The organism is Paraburkholderia sp. IMGN_8 (assembly GCF_038050405.1).
Lineage (GTDB): Bacteria > Pseudomonadota > Gammaproteobacteria > Burkholderiales > Burkholderiaceae > Paraburkholderia.
In genome coordinates this window covers 652,057-666,391 of record NZ_CP150901.1, presented here as the reverse complement: position 1 = coordinate 666,391, position 14,335 = coordinate 652,057, and the positions used below count along the sequence as shown (strand labels likewise).

The following is a 14,335-nucleotide window of genomic DNA, read 5'->3' as shown; positions in this document are numbered from 1 at the left end:
TCAAAAATCAATCCGTGGAACATTAAAGGCGCCTTCGAGCGACTTCAATTCGGCGCGATGCATCTCGGCGAGGCGCGCGAGTACCTGTTCGCCCGCTTTCAGCAAATGAACCTCGACCTGGCGGCGATCCGTATCACTGATCTTGCGCCGGACGAGATCGAGTGCCTCGCAGCGCGACACGAGCGCGACCACGCCGTGGTGCTGCGACTGGAGCCGCTCGGCAAGTTCGCCGACGGTCGCCCAGTCGCGCTCCGGATAGCCTTTGATGTGCAGAAGCAGCAGATACTGCAACGGCGTAATGCCTTCGCCCTGAGCGGCCTGTTCGGAAAAGCGCTCAAAGCGCCGCATCTGATAGCGGAACTCGGATAGCTGCTCAAAGTCCGCCTTGGTCAAGCCGCGAGCGAGTGTTTTCATCGGAGTTCCGTGGAGAAATCGGTAAGACGCAAATTATATCATATCGTGATATTTGTGCCTGTATTCAACACCGGTGACGCTGACGGGTGACTGTGGCTATGCCGCGCGCTGCTGCTGGGCGTAAGCCTGGCGATACAGCCCCGCGATGAGGTCGGCCTGCGTGATCATTCCGGCAAGCCGCCGATTCGAGTCCAGAACCGGGATATGGTGGTGCCCGTAGGTCGCGAACACCGGCACCAGCTCGACGATCGGCGTCGTCGCGTCGACTGTACGAACGTCGACGTTCATCAGGGCGCCGACAAGCGGCGCCGGGGTGATACTGCGCCGGAGCCAGCGTTGCATGGGGGACGACAGACCGGCCCCTTTGCTGAACGCCCGTTTGTCGACAAGGTCGGCGCGGGTCACGATGCCGATAACGTGCTGCTTCTCGTCAGTGACCGGGAGTGCCTTGATTCGGCGCTGTTTCAGCAGACTCCATGCGGCGGAAGCTCTTGTGACTGCCGACACAGCGACCAGGGAGCGCGACATGATGTCCGCGCAGGTTAGTTCATTGAACGTGCGGGCGTAGGCCTGCAACTGAACATCGCGCAACAGGAATTCCAGATCGTCCGTGTCAATATCGAGCAATTCCCCGCGCCGGCTCAGCACCGCCTCGAGGTCCGCGCGTGTGAAACCTTCGTTCGACGCCGTAGCCGACGCTGCCGCTCCTTTGCCAGAACTCTGGTGGGCGACGTGCGGGTATCGATGCCCGGTAGCAGCGTGATAGACGATGGCAGCGCACAGAAGCGTCGCCGACTGGATCGCAATCGGTTCGGCCACAAAGCGATAGCCCAGAGCGTGAACGGCCGGACCGCCAAGGACCGCGGTCAGGGCGACCGCACCCGACGGGGGGTGAACACAGCGCAGCGCAAACATCGCACATATCGCCAGCGCGACGGCCAAAGCGGAGGCGCCCACCGGATCGGCGATCCAGCCTGCACAGGCAACGCCGACCGTAGCAGAGACGATATTGCCGCCGATGATGGACCACGGTTGCGCAAGCGGACTGGCAGGAACCGCGAACAGCAGCACGGCCGAAGCGCCCATTGGAGCAACGAGGAGCGGAATGTTTGCTGCCGGTCCGAGAAGGACGTGCATTGTCCCGCCGGTGAACGCAATTCCAAGCAACGCGCCGAGACACGATCTCAGGCGTTCCGGCCATCGGACAGCGAGGGGGCCGGGGGCAAAGCTGGAAAACCAGCGGATGAGAGCGGATCGGGACAAGATTGGACCGGGAATGTGGATGGACGACATCGCGCGAGACGGGAGCACACCTTACGGTCAAACCCTCGCGAAACGAAAGAACGTGTTGTCATGATTATATTTCATTGTGATATAAAAAAGGTTTTAGGCTGTCGAGTCTCGGACTCAGTGCCCGCGGCACAGTCATCCGAAACCCAAACCTCAATGGGTGTTTGTTCCGTCAAACTCGACGATTTCGACCCAGTTCGCCCCCTTACCTACCGGATACTGCCCAATCGCACTCAATGCGCCCGTCATATGGTCGATGCGGTAAGCGCTCAGGTTCGTCGACAACTGGCCCACTGCCAGCAAATACTTGCCCGTCGGATCGATATTGAATCCACGCGGTTGTTTTTCAGTCTGGTACGTCCCGATGCGCGTCAGCTCACCCGATGCCGCGTTGACCTTGTACGCCGCGAGCGTGCTCGACGTGCGCTCTGATGCATACAGGAAACGCCCGTCCGGGGTCAGGTGGATATCCGCACCCCATGGCTTGTCGCCCGAGAAATTGGGCGGCAGGATGGAGACCGTCTGAACCGGCTTGACGGTGTCGCGGGCGCCATCGAAGGCAAGCACGTGGAGCTTGCCGTCAAGCTCATCGATCAGGTAGGTAAAGCGATGATCCGCAGAGAAGAGGAAATGGCGCGGCCCCGATTTTGGCGGCAACGAATACGCAGGCGTAGCGTCCTCGGTCAACTGCCCGTTCGATGCGTCGAACTTGAGACGCAGCCAGGCATCTGAGCCGAGTACCGACGCGAACACGTAGCGGTTATCGGGGGCACTCCGGATCGCGTGCGCCATGGGGCCGGTGTTGACAGTCTGCCGCACTTCGCCGACCACACCATCAGCGCCGATCCGGTTCACCGCCAGAAGGTTGCCACCGTATGACGCGGAAAACAGGTAGCGGCCGGTCGCGTCAGTCGAGACATACGCCATGCTCTCTGCGAGCGGCGCCTTGCCGAGTTCGATCAGCCGGCCGTCGAGCGGATTGACCGCGAAGCTCACAACGCGATACGGCTTCGAGCGCAGCCCGGCGTAAAGCCGGAGATGGTCGGGCGAAAACGTCATCGGCATCACCGTCCCGCCAACAGCCACAGTCTCCACTGCCGCAAGCGAGCCATTCGATTTGTCGAGGCTGAAAACCGAGATATCCTGGCTATCTGCATTCGATACGTATGCGTACGTTGCGGCCTGCGAGATGCAAGACACGGCGGCTCCAGCCAACATGATTGCGCCTGCACCCAGGATGCCTTTAACGTTCATGCTCATACTCCGCTTGAAAATGATTGAAATCGCCTGACGTAAGCGCACGCGATTGATAACTGGAACGACGCTAACGGATTTGCTTGAGAAACGATTGTTCGACCAGTGCTATGCCTCGAGCATTCGTAGTACCTACTCACTGGTGAGACGAAATGCCGAGACAGCATCCGTCATTGACTGCGCCTGCTGCTCAAGCGCGCTCGCGGCAGCGGCGGCCTGTTCGACGAGCGCGGCATTCTGCTGGGTGACCTGGTCCATTTGCGTCACCGCCTGCCCGACCTGTTCGATGCCGGCGCTCTGCTCGATCGTCGCTGCCTTGATTTCATTCATGATGGTGGCCACGCTGCGCACCGCACCGACAATGTCCTTCATCGACTGCCCCGCCTGGGCGACAAGACTATTACCGTTCGCGACGTCCTCGACCGACGCGCCGATCAAGGCCTTGATCTCGCGCGCGGCATCCGCGCTGCGCAGCGCGAGACTGCGCACCTCGTTTGCGACCACGGCGAAGCCACGTCCCTGCTCGCCCGCCCGCGCCGACTCGACCGCTGCATTCAACGCGAGGATATTGGTCTGAAACGCGATACTGTCGATCATCCCGGTGATCTCGGCGATCCTGCGAGAGCTTTGGCTGATTGCATTCATCGTCTGGATGGCGCGCTCCACGACTTCGCCGCCACCCTGCGCGACATCCGCCGCGTTCGAAGCCTGTCTACTTGCCTGCTGTGCGTTGTCCGCATTCTGTTTGACGGTCGACGTCAGTTGTTCCATGCTGGCCGCGGTTTCTTCCAGCGCTGCAGACTGCTGCTCCGTGCGGCTCGACAGATCGAGGTTGCCCGCAGCGATCTCCCGCGCCCCGCTGTAAATCGCCTCGCAACTATTGCGCACGTTCGCCACGGTCTGAGACAAACCACGCTGCATCCGCTGCATCGCCGCGAATAGCTGACCGATCTCATTGCCGCTCGCCGCGGGAATGCGCGCCGTCAGATCGTTCGCCGCAATTCGATCGAGCAGGTCTGCGGCGTCCTTCAGCGGAGCCGTCACGATGCGCCGCAGCGCGAAATGCGTGGCGACGATCAGCGCAAGCGCGCCGCCCACCCCAAAAACGACGAGACTGACGACCCACGTGTATTCGCGATCGACCTGCGCGATGGCGTCGTTCGACAGCGTGTTCGCCATGGTCTGGAATTTCTCGACGTTCGCCGAATACGCTACGCCCGCCGCCGTAATGTCGCGATCGTTGATCGTGGCGTAGGCGTTCGTATCGCCGGCACGCAGGGCGTCGGCGGCTTTCTTCAGGATCGCCGCGAGATTGAGCGACGCTTCGATCAACTGCCGCTTCAACTCGTCGTCCTGACCGCGAAATGCGACCGCGTTACGAAACGACTCCGTTTCCGTGGCCGCGCGGTTCAGTGTAGTCTCGGCGCTTTTCAACGCCGAGTCGCGCGTCGCCTCGTCGTTGCGCTCTTTCAGGGCGGAGTAGGCTCGCGTCAGCGCGGCGCGGGTACGTGTGGAATCCTTGTATCCGTCATTGACGAGAATTTCCTGCGTCGCAATCTGATGGATGCGCGCGAGATTGCTGTTCGCACGACTGAGCGTGGTGATGCCGATCACCCCGCCCAGCAAAATCATCGCGGCAAAGATCAGGAAAACAGCCAGGAGACTATTTCGAACCGATACGTTTCGCATGCCGCTTTACCAACCCCATGTTGTACGATGACATGTTTAACGGCAGGTGAAGCGATCTCTTTAGCAGAATAGCGTTCCGATCGACTTGGCACAGGACGTCAGACCACTGATCTGAACGCCCCAGTCGGTCAAAGCTACCGGAGCTTTCTGCGCCGGCCCACGCCGCGGGAGTGCCAAGCCTCTGTCATGGACGAAACGCCCGATCAGGGCGTCCAGCGATAAACGGTGATGCTGGAGCCCTTGACGTTGTTCTTCGTGACCACATACTCGCCCGTCGATCGAAGGTATGCCCTGATGCCGTACATCGAATCAAGGGCGCTGCTGGCGTCCACGGTACCGTTACTGGTGTTGACCAGCGTGGCGTCGAGATTGCCTGTAACGAGGTTGAAGGCGTCGATGTTCGGCCTGGCTTGCCCGCTGCTGCTGAACCAGTAGCCGACGAAGAGATAGTTGCCGGCCGCGTCAATCGACTTGGCGCCGGCGTGGGTGAGGTTGATCACCGGATTGGGTGACGTGGTGTTGCCCGCGCTCCAGCCGTGATACACCTCGATCCGCGTGCCGATCGACGTCCAGTCCGTACTCCCGACGATGCCCTGGCCGAGAATCATGGTGTCGCTGTCCGCGAGGTAGACGATGCGCGTCAGCGGCTGGATGCTGTTGGGAACGCGGATGGGGATACCGGGTCCCCATGTCGGCTTGCCGCTGGCGTCGAAGCCGGTCAGCGGGTAGTGGTAGATGTAACCGGTCCTGGCCAGACCGGCCCACACGCCCCCCTTGCTGTCGATGCAGAATCCGTCCCTGACCGGTGCGGACGTATTGAACGCCGTACCGGGAAGCGCGGCGTCCGGTATTGCGATGTAGCCATTCGCAGCATTGAAGTGGAAGAAGTAGAAGGTATCGGGATCCTGGCTGGACGCCACGAGGATTCGGTTGGCGCCGACGGTGACAAGTTGACCGAAGTGCTCATCACGCGCGCGATCGTTGATGTTGACGCGCGGATCCGACGGGTAGGTGAACGGATCGACGGTGTTCGCGACGAAGGTGCCTCCAGCGCTGCCGGTGTAGATGTTGGTGCCGCCATAGAACAAGGCGCCATCCGTGGCCGGGTCCGGGGCAGCGACGCCCTCGAAGTTGAGGGACTGAAGCGTCCATCGCAGATGGCCGGAGTTGTCGTAGGAGTGAATGTCGGTGCCGCCGTCGCGGCCGAGGTCCCAGCTTCCGCCCCACGGGTTGTTGAGCACATAGAGGTTGCCGGCGGTGTCCTTGCCGATGCCAGTGATGCGGGTAAAGCGCTTCGCGCCGACCTGGCCTTTGATTCCCGTCGTGGTGTCGAGATAACCGCCCTGAATGCCGAATGTGCCGGCCGGCGTCGGCGTGCCCGAGAGCTTGTAGCGCTTGATGTTCATGTCGGGGCCCTCGTCCCCGACCATGAGCTGCGCCGACGACGCATCGAAATAGAGCGCCGACGGCTGCGACCCGCTGGGCATTCGGATGGTGTTCAGCAGGGCGCCGGTTGGGCTGAATTCGACGATCGTGCCCGCACTCTTCTGTGCGACCCAGACGTTGCCTGCGCCATCCAGGGCGAGCGCGCCCGGGTCCGAGATGTTGATGTCCCGCTTCCAGACACCGTCGGTGGTGAAGATCCGGACGCGATCGCCATAGAAGTCGCTCGCATAAAGGAGCGAGCCCGCCGTGGCGAGTCCGGTGATGACGTCGACCCGAGGCTGGTTGCTTAACGCGCTGACCTGAATGAAAAGATCGCGGGTCCTGGTGGTGCGGTTGTATCGCCCCACCGCGCCGCTTCCGTACGACCTGCTGGACTGTAGCGCCGCGAAAATCGAAGTGGCGTTACCTGTAATGGCGCTGCCCTGAAACTCGCCGTGAATGCCGATGGAGCCGGCGCTGCGGCCGTTCTGGTAGATTGCGACGCCGCCCTCGTACTCGTCCCACATGGAGGCCGTATAGATGACGCCTTCGGGCGCGACCCACATGGAACGCGCGGTGTTACCCACGTGGGTGGCGAGGGTGCCATAGGAGTTCGCCAGCCAGTCGGTGGTGTTTTGCGCCTGACAGGCCGGCGCAATTATCGCGATCAGTACACCAAGGCATGCAGCATGAATTCGTTTCCTGACCATGTGATGCTCTCCTGACAGTAGTCGCCCGAAAATATAAATCCTCGTTCGGCAGCGGCATCGAATCTGGCCATTTGTAGTTGCGCTGGATTGCTGCGCCAGTCGCGTCGAGTGCCAACGGACTAATGTCGAGCAGATTTTTGTCTCGCTGATCCTGACACTAGTGAACGGGAAAAAAAATCAAAAAAAATCCGCCGGATTAAAAATCAGATCAAATCCCGCTGCGCGATTTATCGTTAGCGACCAGGACAATTTTGCAAGCGCATCTTCCCGACTCTCCCTCCGAGGAGTGGGTGCGATTGATATACGCGACCCAACGGCACCCCAAGCCGCGATCGGCAGGACGCGACTCTGAACCGGCGTTCGGAATCAAACGACGGCAATGACCGCTTCCGAGGTGCAACCCCCTCCCACTTGTACAGAGCTAATTTGTAATTCCAGCGGAGATACGGCGTGGTCTTGCTGGCACGCCGTTCACCTTTGGACGAGGCAGCCTCTAATCAGCCGCGGTCTAAGTGGCGAAAGAATAAATACAAGCAGACTGCCGCAGCGGACCAAAGCACGGCCTGCGCAATGCCCGAGCCCTTGCCCGTCCCGAAGCGCCATCTCCACCACACATTCAGCCCCTCAAAGGCCATGCCCGTAACCAAGAATGTAATGAGGTACGCTGCTATTCCGAAGGCAGTCACCCTGCCTGTTTCATGATACTGAATGACGAAGAAGATCAATGCAGTGGGAATCAAAAGCGATAAGGTATGCTTAGATACTTCGGCGAGCATTGCTTCCTCCTGGACTCTTAAATTTTCGCCAGATTGTTCGGCCAACAACACTGTCGAAAAAAAGTAATTAGCTCGCTATGCGCCTTGCATCTTCACGCGCTATTTTTATTCTTCCAGTCCGTTGCCTGGTTCAATGATCTGCGATTCCGCCCGGGTTCCTCTTAAGGTGAGGTCAAGATTGTCAGCGATTCAAGCGTTGCCGTCGAACGTCTCCAACTGGCCGCACGGCGACCGATGGCCGTCCGCTGTCCATGGGTACTTCAATCACTTAGCACAGGATGTGGACGTCAGGCAGCTCGCAAACGAAGCGGGGGCCGGCCTGACGCATGGCGGGCGGCCGAACGCGCCCGACGCAAGGCCCGGCTGCGCACGAGCGTAGAATTGCGGTAGGTCAGGTAACAGGGGCCGCATTGTGAAGCCAATTACGCTCTGGCTGCGCATCCTGATTCCGGCAATCGCGTTGGCGTGGCTGTATTCCGCTGTTCACGCCGACGACGATTTTGCGCCACGGCGCGCGAGCATGGTCAAGGATATCGCTGCACTGACTGCTGACACCGGCACCGAAATCGGCAGGCATGCCATCGATGCGCGTGTCATGGCGGCCATGGAACAAGTGCCTCGCCATAAGTTTGTTCCGCCTGAGCAGGAGCACAACGCATACGAGAACAGGCCGCTTCCCATCGGCTATGGCCAGACGATCTCGCAGCCTTACATTGTTGCCCTGATGACCGACCTGTTGAGGGTCAAGCCCACTGATGTCGTGCTCGAGGTCGGCACCGGCTCCGGCTACCAGGCGGCGATCCTGGCCAGTCTGGCACGAGCGGTATATACGATCGAGATCGTCGAACCCTTGGGAATGCAGGCGCAGGAGCGTCTGCAGCGGCTCGCGTACAAGCGAGTGGAAACCAGGATTGGCGACGGCTATTACGGGTGGGAAGCCCACGCGCCCTACGACGCCATTGTCGTCACCGCCGCTGTCAGCCATGTCCCTCCCCCCCTCGTGCGGCAATTGAGGCCGGGCGGCAGGATGGTTATTCCGGTGGGCGCGCAGTTTCTGACCCAGTACCTGCTGCTGATCGAAAAATCGGATGACGGAACGGTTTCCACCAGACAGATCTTACCCGTCAGATTTGTGCCGCTGGTCGGGCATTGATTTAGGGACGAGGTGAGAAAAGGGCAAGGGGACATGGCGATCCGGCGTACCTGACTTGCAGTGGCCGAGCGCATCCGTCATCCCGCATCGTTTTCCATTCACGCGATCATGCCCGCTGCGCCTTTACTCGCCCTCTCCCTGCTCTCGGCCACCGCGCTCGGCTACGAGATCCTGATGATGCGCCTGTTTTCCATCATCCAATGGCACCACTTCGCCTATATGACGATCAGTGTCGCCCTGCTGGGATACGGTGCAGCCGGTGCGATGGTGGCATTGGCGCAGCGTTGGCTGGCGCCCAGGTTTGCAGCCGTGTTCGCTGGCGGCGCCGTTCTGTTCGGCGTTTCTGCAGTCGTCTCTTTCGCGCTCGCCCAGCGCGTCGCATTCGACCCCTTGGAGATTCTGTGGGATCCGCAGCAGCCGCTGCGCCTGCTCCTGATTTATCTGCTCCTGTTCGTCCCTTTCTTTTGTGCTGCGACCAGCGTCTGTCTCACCTTCACGCGGTTCACTGATCAGATTCCCCGCATTTACAGCTTCGATATTGTGGGAGCCGGATCGGGCAGTCTCGCCATTATCGTTGCGCTATTTGCCCTTGCTCCGCCGGATGCACTCCGGCTTGTGGGCGGTGCGGGCCTGGCGGCAGCGGCGCTGGCATGCATCGAGTGCCGCTGGCATCGACACTGGTTGCCGGTGCTGTTGCTGGGAGCCGCAGCCATGGGTGCGGCCAGCTTGCCACGCGACTGGCTCGCGCTACGGCCCTCCGAGTACAAGGAACTGAGCCAGACCCTGCGTGTCAAGGGCGCACGCGTGGTCGCTGAAAGCTCGAGCCCATTGGGTCTTATCACAGTAGTGGAAAGCCCTTTAATTCCTTTCCGCTACGCACCGGGGCTAAGCCTCAACGCGACCATGGAGCCGCCACCTCAGCTAGGCGTGTTTACCGATGGTGACGGGTTCTCTGTGATCAATCGCTATGACGGGCGGCGCGAGCCGCTCGGTTATCTGGACTACCTCACCTCCGCGCTTCCCTACCACTTGCTGGAGCGCCCCAGAGTCCTGGTACTTGGCAGCGGCGCCGGGGCCGATGTGTTGCAGGCGCTTTACCACCAGGCGAGCGCAATCGACGCGGTAGAGCTGAATCCGCAGGTGATCGACGCGGTGCAAGGCCGCTTTGCCGACTTCTCCGGCAAGCCTTACAGCGCGCCCAACGTTCGCGTCTTTACCGGCGAAGCGCGCAGCTTCGTTGCTGGGCGTGGCGTGCGTTACGACCTCATCCAGGTCGCACTGCTGGATTCGTTCAGCACCTCGTCGGCCGGTCTTCACGCGCTTTCCGAGAGCTATTTGTACACGGTGCAAGCGTTCCAGGACTATCTTCGCCATCTCAGCCCTGGCGGCATGCTGGCGATTACGCGCTGGGTCACGCTGCCGCCACGCGACATCCTGAAATTGTTTGCGACAGGAATGCTGGCCATGGAGGACGTCGGCGTGGCGCAACCCTCCCGCCGGCTCGTGTTGATCCGCGGCTGGAAGACGACGACGCTGCTGGTCAAGAACGGGGATTTCACTGGTGCGGAAATCGTCGCGCTGCGGAGTTTCTGCCGTGCACGCTCGTTCGACGTCGGATACTACCCCGGCATGCAGGCCTCGGAAGCGAACCGCTACAACGTGCTTGAAAAGCCATACTTCTTCGAAGCCGCGCAAGCCTTGCTGGGCCCCGATCGCGACAAGTTCTGGGCCCGCTACAAGTTCGATGTTCGACCCGCCACGGACGACAGACCGTACTTCTCTCACTTCTTCAAATGGCGTTCGCTGCCCGAGCTCCTCGCCTTGAAGGAGCAAGGCGGCCTGCCTTTGCTGGAATGGGGCTACCCGGTGCTGATCGCGACCCTGCTTCAGGCCACATTGGCGGCTGTGATATTGATCCTCTTTCCGCTCTGGATGATAAGGCGCCGCCAACGCGTGGCTAACAGCCCGACACCGTCGACGACAACCCTTGTCGGTGACGCCACTGCATCAGCAGCCTTATCCGGGCGGAGAATTGCCATCTATTTCCTCGCGATTGGCTTCGCCTTCATGTTCGTCGAAATCGCGTTCATCCAAAAGTTCATTCTCTTCTTGAGTCACCCGCTCTATGCTGTCGCGGTGGTGCTATGTGCGTTCCTTTCGTTTGCCGGACTGGGAAGCCGATATTCACAGCGCCTGCAAGGGGGCGAAGCGAATCTCCTCAGCCGCGCGCCAGGGTCGCGCTGGAATAGAGGTCGCCGGTCCCTGCTGGCACGAGCCGTCTTCGCGATCTCCCTTATCGCCCTGATCTACCTGGCCATCCTCCCCATCCTGTTCCGGTCACTGATGTCCCTACCCGATCCAGCCAGGATCGCCATCTCCGCGCTGCTCGTCGCACCACTCGCGTTTGCGATGGGAATGCCCTTCCCACTGGGACTCAGGCGCGTTGCCACCCGCACCGAGGCGCTCGTTCCCTGGGCGTGGGGCGTCAACGCTTGTGCTTCCGTAGTGGCCGCGGTTCTGGCAACGGTGTTGGCGATCCATCTTGGGTTTACCGTCGTGGTAGTGATAGCGCTCCTGCTATATGTCGCGGCGGCGGCCGTTTATCCCTAATTCAGGTCCGAACGAGCCTGCCTCGATGTCTACTACCCCTCCTCAAAAACCGCGCGCGCACGGCTTAAACTGGGTGTCGTGGCCACGCACAGCCGCAGTTGACCCCTTGCCGCCCATGGACATTCTCGACTCGCTTCGGCAGGCGCCCAGCGCCGAGTTGTATCGCCTCTATCTCGCCATCGGCAAAATGCTGGACGACCCGCGACGTATTCTCGAAGTACGTCAACGCTTGCACCTGGGAATGGAGGTCAGTTATATCGGGGGCGATCCGCTCGCACCACCTTCGCACGGAACGGTGGTGGAGCTGCGGCAAACCCAGGCGGTGATCCAGGACAACCAGAGCCTTCAGCGTTGGTCGGTACTATACGCGGCGGTTATCTCTGACACTGCGAGCGGCCCAACTCACGCTCCTGCGTCGCCGCCACCGCGAGCACAACGAGAGGAATTCTTCATTGGCGACACCGTTGGCTTCACCGACAAACATCTGAGCGAGCGTGTCGGCATCATCGTCCGGCTCAACGCGAAAACTGCGTCTATCGCCGTCAATGATTCGGAAGGTCATTGGCGGGTCTCGTACGCTCTATTGCGAAAGATTGTCGACATCTAACCGCGCGATACCGTCAACACGGGTTCCGCTAACGGATGCTTACGGATAGCTAATTCCCCACTTTTGGCGATCCAGTTATGCAATGTTAAAAGACGCCACATCTACACCGCTCGCAACCCCCGTCCGTACCGGACACCATCTCACAATCCGTACCGGTACTGTACCGGCCAGTGTCGCTAGAATGCCTAAAAGTTCTATCGACACCGGAGCCGCCCCATGTCTTTCCTCAGCCTCAGCGCGCTGCCCGCCGGCATTCTGTTCGCGCTCGTCACCACCATCACGCCCGGCCCGAACAACACCATGCTGCTGGCCTCGGGTGTCAACTTCGGCTTTCGCCGCACGCTGCCGCATTTGTCGGGCATCAGTGCAGGCGTCGTGCTGTTGATGCTGTCGGTGGGCATCGGTCTCGGCGAAGCGTTCGTGCACTTCCCGGTGCTGTACACGGTGCTCGAAGTCGCGAGCGTCGCGTACCTGCTGTATCTCGCGTGGAAAATCGGCACGTCGGGCGAACTGAAGGTGAAGAAAGGCGAGCGCCGGCCCATGAAGTTTCACGAAGCCATCGCCTTTCAGTGGGTCAATCCGAAGGCATGGATGATGGTGCTGACCGCCGCCACCACTATTCACCTCAGCGAGAGCTACAGCCTCAACGCACTGGCGATGGCCCTCATTTTCTATGTGGTCGGTTTTCCGTGCATCTGCCTGTGGGCGGGCTTCGGCACTGCCATGCGGCGCGTGCTGTCGGACCCGAAGCGGCTACGTATCTTCAACGTGGCGATGGCGCTGCTGCTGGTGCTGACGCTATATCCGATCGCGCTGAAGCTGCTCGGCTAGGCGGCGCTCGCAGCGCACGGTCTAAACCGAACCCCGCCCTGAATCCTGGCCGACTCGCTCGATGAAGCGCCACAACGCGTCGTCGGTCGAGTACGGCGCGTTGAAACGGAACCAGGCGCTCGGCGCATCGTCGGGGCGGAAATAGGAGCCGGGCGCGAGCCAGATGCCGTGCGCGAGCGCGGCCGTCGCCACCTCGCCGGCCCGCTCCGCCTCGATCGGCAGGCGCGCCCACAGAAACAACCCGGCCCGCGGCCGGTGAAACAGTTCGAGGCCGAGCGAATCGAGCCGCTCTTCGACAGTCGCATGCGCCGCTTTGAGCCGCTCGTTCACGGCTTCGACGTGACGCGCATAGCGCCCTTCGAGCAGCACCTTGTCGACGATCCGCTCGATCGCTTCCGACGACGTCAACCCCACCGCCATCTTCGTGCGCGCCAGTTCGCGCAGCACCGCGCGCTCGGCGACCACGTAGCCGCAACGCAGCCCCGGCGTCACCGTCTTCGAAAAACCGCCAACGTACAGCACCCGCTGCAAGCCTTCCATCGCGGCGAACAGCGGCGCGCCGGGCGGCGCCAGTTCACGGCTGACGTCGTCCTCGATCACCCACATACGCTGGCGCTCCGCGATCTGCAACAGACGGAATGCGGCCGACATGCCGAAGGTCGCACCAGTCGGATTCTGCAGGGTGGTGTTGACGAAAATCGCCTTCGGCTTGTGCTGCGCGACCAGCGCTTCGAGCACGTCCGTATCGACGCCGGCCGGCGTGCGCGGCACGCCATGCACGACCAGCCCGGCCAGCTTGAGAATCTGCAGCAGATTGCAGTAACCGGGATCTTCGACGATCACGGCGTCGCCCGCCCGCAGCAGCGTGCGCACGATCAGATCCAGCCCCTGCGTGGCGCCCTGCGTGAGCAACACGTTGGAAACGTCGACCGGCAAGCCGCGCCGGTCCAGTTGCTCAGCGATCCGCTCACGCAGCGGCGCGAAGCCGTACGGATGCCCGTAATCGCCAAGCCGCGCCGCCGGCACCCGGCTCATGGCACGTAGCGCGTGCTGCAAACCGGTCTCGTTGATCCACTCGTTCGGCAGCCAGCCGCCGCCCGCCTTGATCGGCACCGAATGGTCGGCGAACACGTCGGACAAGAGCCATGTCGCGGTCAGGCTCGGCGGTTGCCAATCGGTCGCCGCGACTCGCGCGGATGGCGCGCGCGCCGCCACGCGATAACCCGAACCGCGCCGGGCGACCACCAGCCCCATCGAAACCAGACGGTTGTATGCCTCCGTGACCGTGAAGGTGCTCAATGCATGGCTTTGCGCCAATTGACGCACCGACGGCAACAGCGCGCCGGCGCGCAGCGATTGCGCCTCGATGGCGCGCGCGAAGCCTTGAACTACCTGCTCGACGAGCGTCGGGGCGGCGCGGCGGTCGCGCTCAAGTTCCAGTTCGATCATGTAAGGACGGAGGTTTGTGCGGCCGATCAAGTACTACCCACGAGGTTCTGCCGGCGAGGTTCAGGCGGCCGCGATGCCCAAGCAATCGACACAGTTATCGCAATTTCACCAACACAGTTAGCGCCAC

General features: G+C 61.3%; 11 protein-coding genes. 4 read left to right on the top strand and 7 right to left on the bottom strand.

Features of this window, described 5'->3' with window-relative positions; all coding sequences use genetic code 11:
• The 6 genes from WN982_RS24260 to WN982_RS24235 form a co-directional block, all read right to left on the bottom strand.
• Positions 1–414: a MarR family transcriptional regulator gene (locus WN982_RS24260; RefSeq protein ID WP_341318200.1), complete on the bottom strand. Its 414-nt coding sequence runs from the start codon at positions 412–414 to the stop codon at positions 1–3.
• Positions 415–510: 96 nt separating this feature from the next.
• Complete coding sequence (locus WN982_RS24255; RefSeq protein ID WP_341318199.1) at positions 511–1,677, bottom strand: HPP family protein; 1,167 nt, start codon at positions 1,675–1,677, stop codon at positions 511–513.
• A 180-nt stretch (positions 1,678–1,857) separates the two neighbouring features.
• Positions 1,858–2,922, bottom strand: coding sequence for a beta-propeller fold lactonase family protein (locus tag WN982_RS24250; protein ID WP_341319402.1), 1,065 nt, complete (start codon positions 2,920–2,922; stop codon positions 1,858–1,860).
• A gap of 168 nt (positions 2,923–3,090) precedes the next feature.
• Positions 3,091–4,647 carry a methyl-accepting chemotaxis protein gene (locus tag WN982_RS24245; RefSeq protein WP_341318198.1) on the bottom strand — a complete coding sequence of 519 codons (1,557 nt, stop codon included), beginning with the start codon at positions 4,645–4,647 and terminating at the stop codon, positions 3,091–3,093.
• Positions 4,648–4,850: 203 nt separating this feature from the next.
• A complete protein-coding gene (locus WN982_RS24240) occupies positions 4,851–6,782 on the bottom strand; it encodes an SMP-30/gluconolactonase/LRE family protein (protein WP_341318197.1) in 1,932 nt (643 codons plus the stop codon).
• Between the two features lie 497 nt (positions 6,783–7,279).
• Complete coding sequence (locus tag WN982_RS24235) at positions 7,280–7,558, bottom strand: hypothetical protein (RefSeq protein WP_341318196.1); 279 nt, start codon at positions 7,556–7,558, stop codon at positions 7,280–7,282.
• Positions 7,559–7,967: 409 nt separating this feature from the next.
• Between WN982_RS24235 and WN982_RS24230 the strand changes: the two genes are divergently transcribed.
• The 4 genes from WN982_RS24230 to WN982_RS24215 all read left to right on the top strand — a co-directional run bounded on the left by WN982_RS24230 (position 7,968) and on the right by WN982_RS24215 (position 12,759).
• On the top strand, positions 7,968–8,711 hold the full coding sequence (locus tag WN982_RS24230; protein WP_341319401.1) for a protein-L-isoaspartate(D-aspartate) O-methyltransferase: 744 nt from the start codon (positions 7,968–7,970) through the stop codon (positions 8,709–8,711).
• Between the two features lie 108 nt (positions 8,712–8,819).
• Positions 8,820–11,321 (top strand): SAM-dependent methyltransferase, encoded by a 2,502-nt coding sequence (locus WN982_RS24225; protein ID WP_341319400.1) that lies wholly within the window; start codon positions 8,820–8,822, stop codon positions 11,319–11,321.
• A gap of 115 nt (positions 11,322–11,436) precedes the next feature.
• Positions 11,437–11,928: a hypothetical protein gene (locus WN982_RS24220; protein ID WP_341318195.1), complete on the top strand. Its 492-nt coding sequence runs from the start codon at positions 11,437–11,439 to the stop codon at positions 11,926–11,928.
• Between the two features lie 216 nt (positions 11,929–12,144).
• Entirely contained in the window at positions 12,145–12,759 is a 615-nt protein-coding gene (locus WN982_RS24215) for a LysE family translocator (RefSeq protein WP_341318194.1), read from the top strand.
• 21 nt (positions 12,760–12,780) lie between these two features.
• On the opposite strand, the gene WN982_RS24210 is transcribed toward WN982_RS24215, so the two are convergent.
• On the bottom strand, positions 12,781–14,208 hold the full coding sequence (locus tag WN982_RS24210; RefSeq protein ID WP_341318193.1) for a PLP-dependent aminotransferase family protein: 1,428 nt from the start codon (positions 14,206–14,208) through the stop codon (positions 12,781–12,783).
• Between the last annotated feature and the right edge of the window lie 127 nt (positions 14,209–14,335).

What these genes read in the sequence shown, in the direction of transcription:
- WN982_RS24210 (WP_341318193.1), bottom strand. Translation starts at nt 14,208, where the DNA reads ATGATCGAACTGGAACTTGAGCGCGACCGCCGCGCCGCCCCGACGCTC.
- WN982_RS24220 (WP_341318195.1), top strand. Translation starts at nt 11,437, where the DNA reads ATGGACATTCTCGACTCGCTTCGGCAGGCGCCCAGCGCCGAGTTGTAT.
- WN982_RS24250 (WP_341319402.1), bottom strand. Translation starts at nt 2,922, where the DNA reads ATGTTGGCTGGAGCCGCCGTGTCTTGCATCTCGCAGGCCGCAACGTAC.
- WN982_RS24235 (WP_341318196.1), bottom strand. Translation starts at nt 7,558, where the DNA reads ATGCTCGCCGAAGTATCTAAGCATACCTTATCGCTTTTGATTCCCACT.
- WN982_RS24245 (WP_341318198.1), bottom strand. Translation starts at nt 4,647, where the DNA reads ATGCGAAACGTATCGGTTCGAAATAGTCTCCTGGCTGTTTTCCTGATC.
- WN982_RS24260 (WP_341318200.1), bottom strand. Translation starts at nt 414, where the DNA reads ATGAAAACACTCGCTCGCGGCTTGACCAAGGCGGACTTTGAGCAGCTA.
- WN982_RS24240 (WP_341318197.1), bottom strand. Translation starts at nt 6,782, where the DNA reads ATGGTCAGGAAACGAATTCATGCTGCATGCCTTGGTGTACTGATCGCG.
- WN982_RS24225 (WP_341319400.1), top strand. Translation starts at nt 8,820, where the DNA reads ATGCCCGCTGCGCCTTTACTCGCCCTCTCCCTGCTCTCGGCCACCGCG.
- WN982_RS24215 (WP_341318194.1), top strand. Translation starts at nt 12,145, where the DNA reads ATGTCTTTCCTCAGCCTCAGCGCGCTGCCCGCCGGCATTCTGTTCGCG.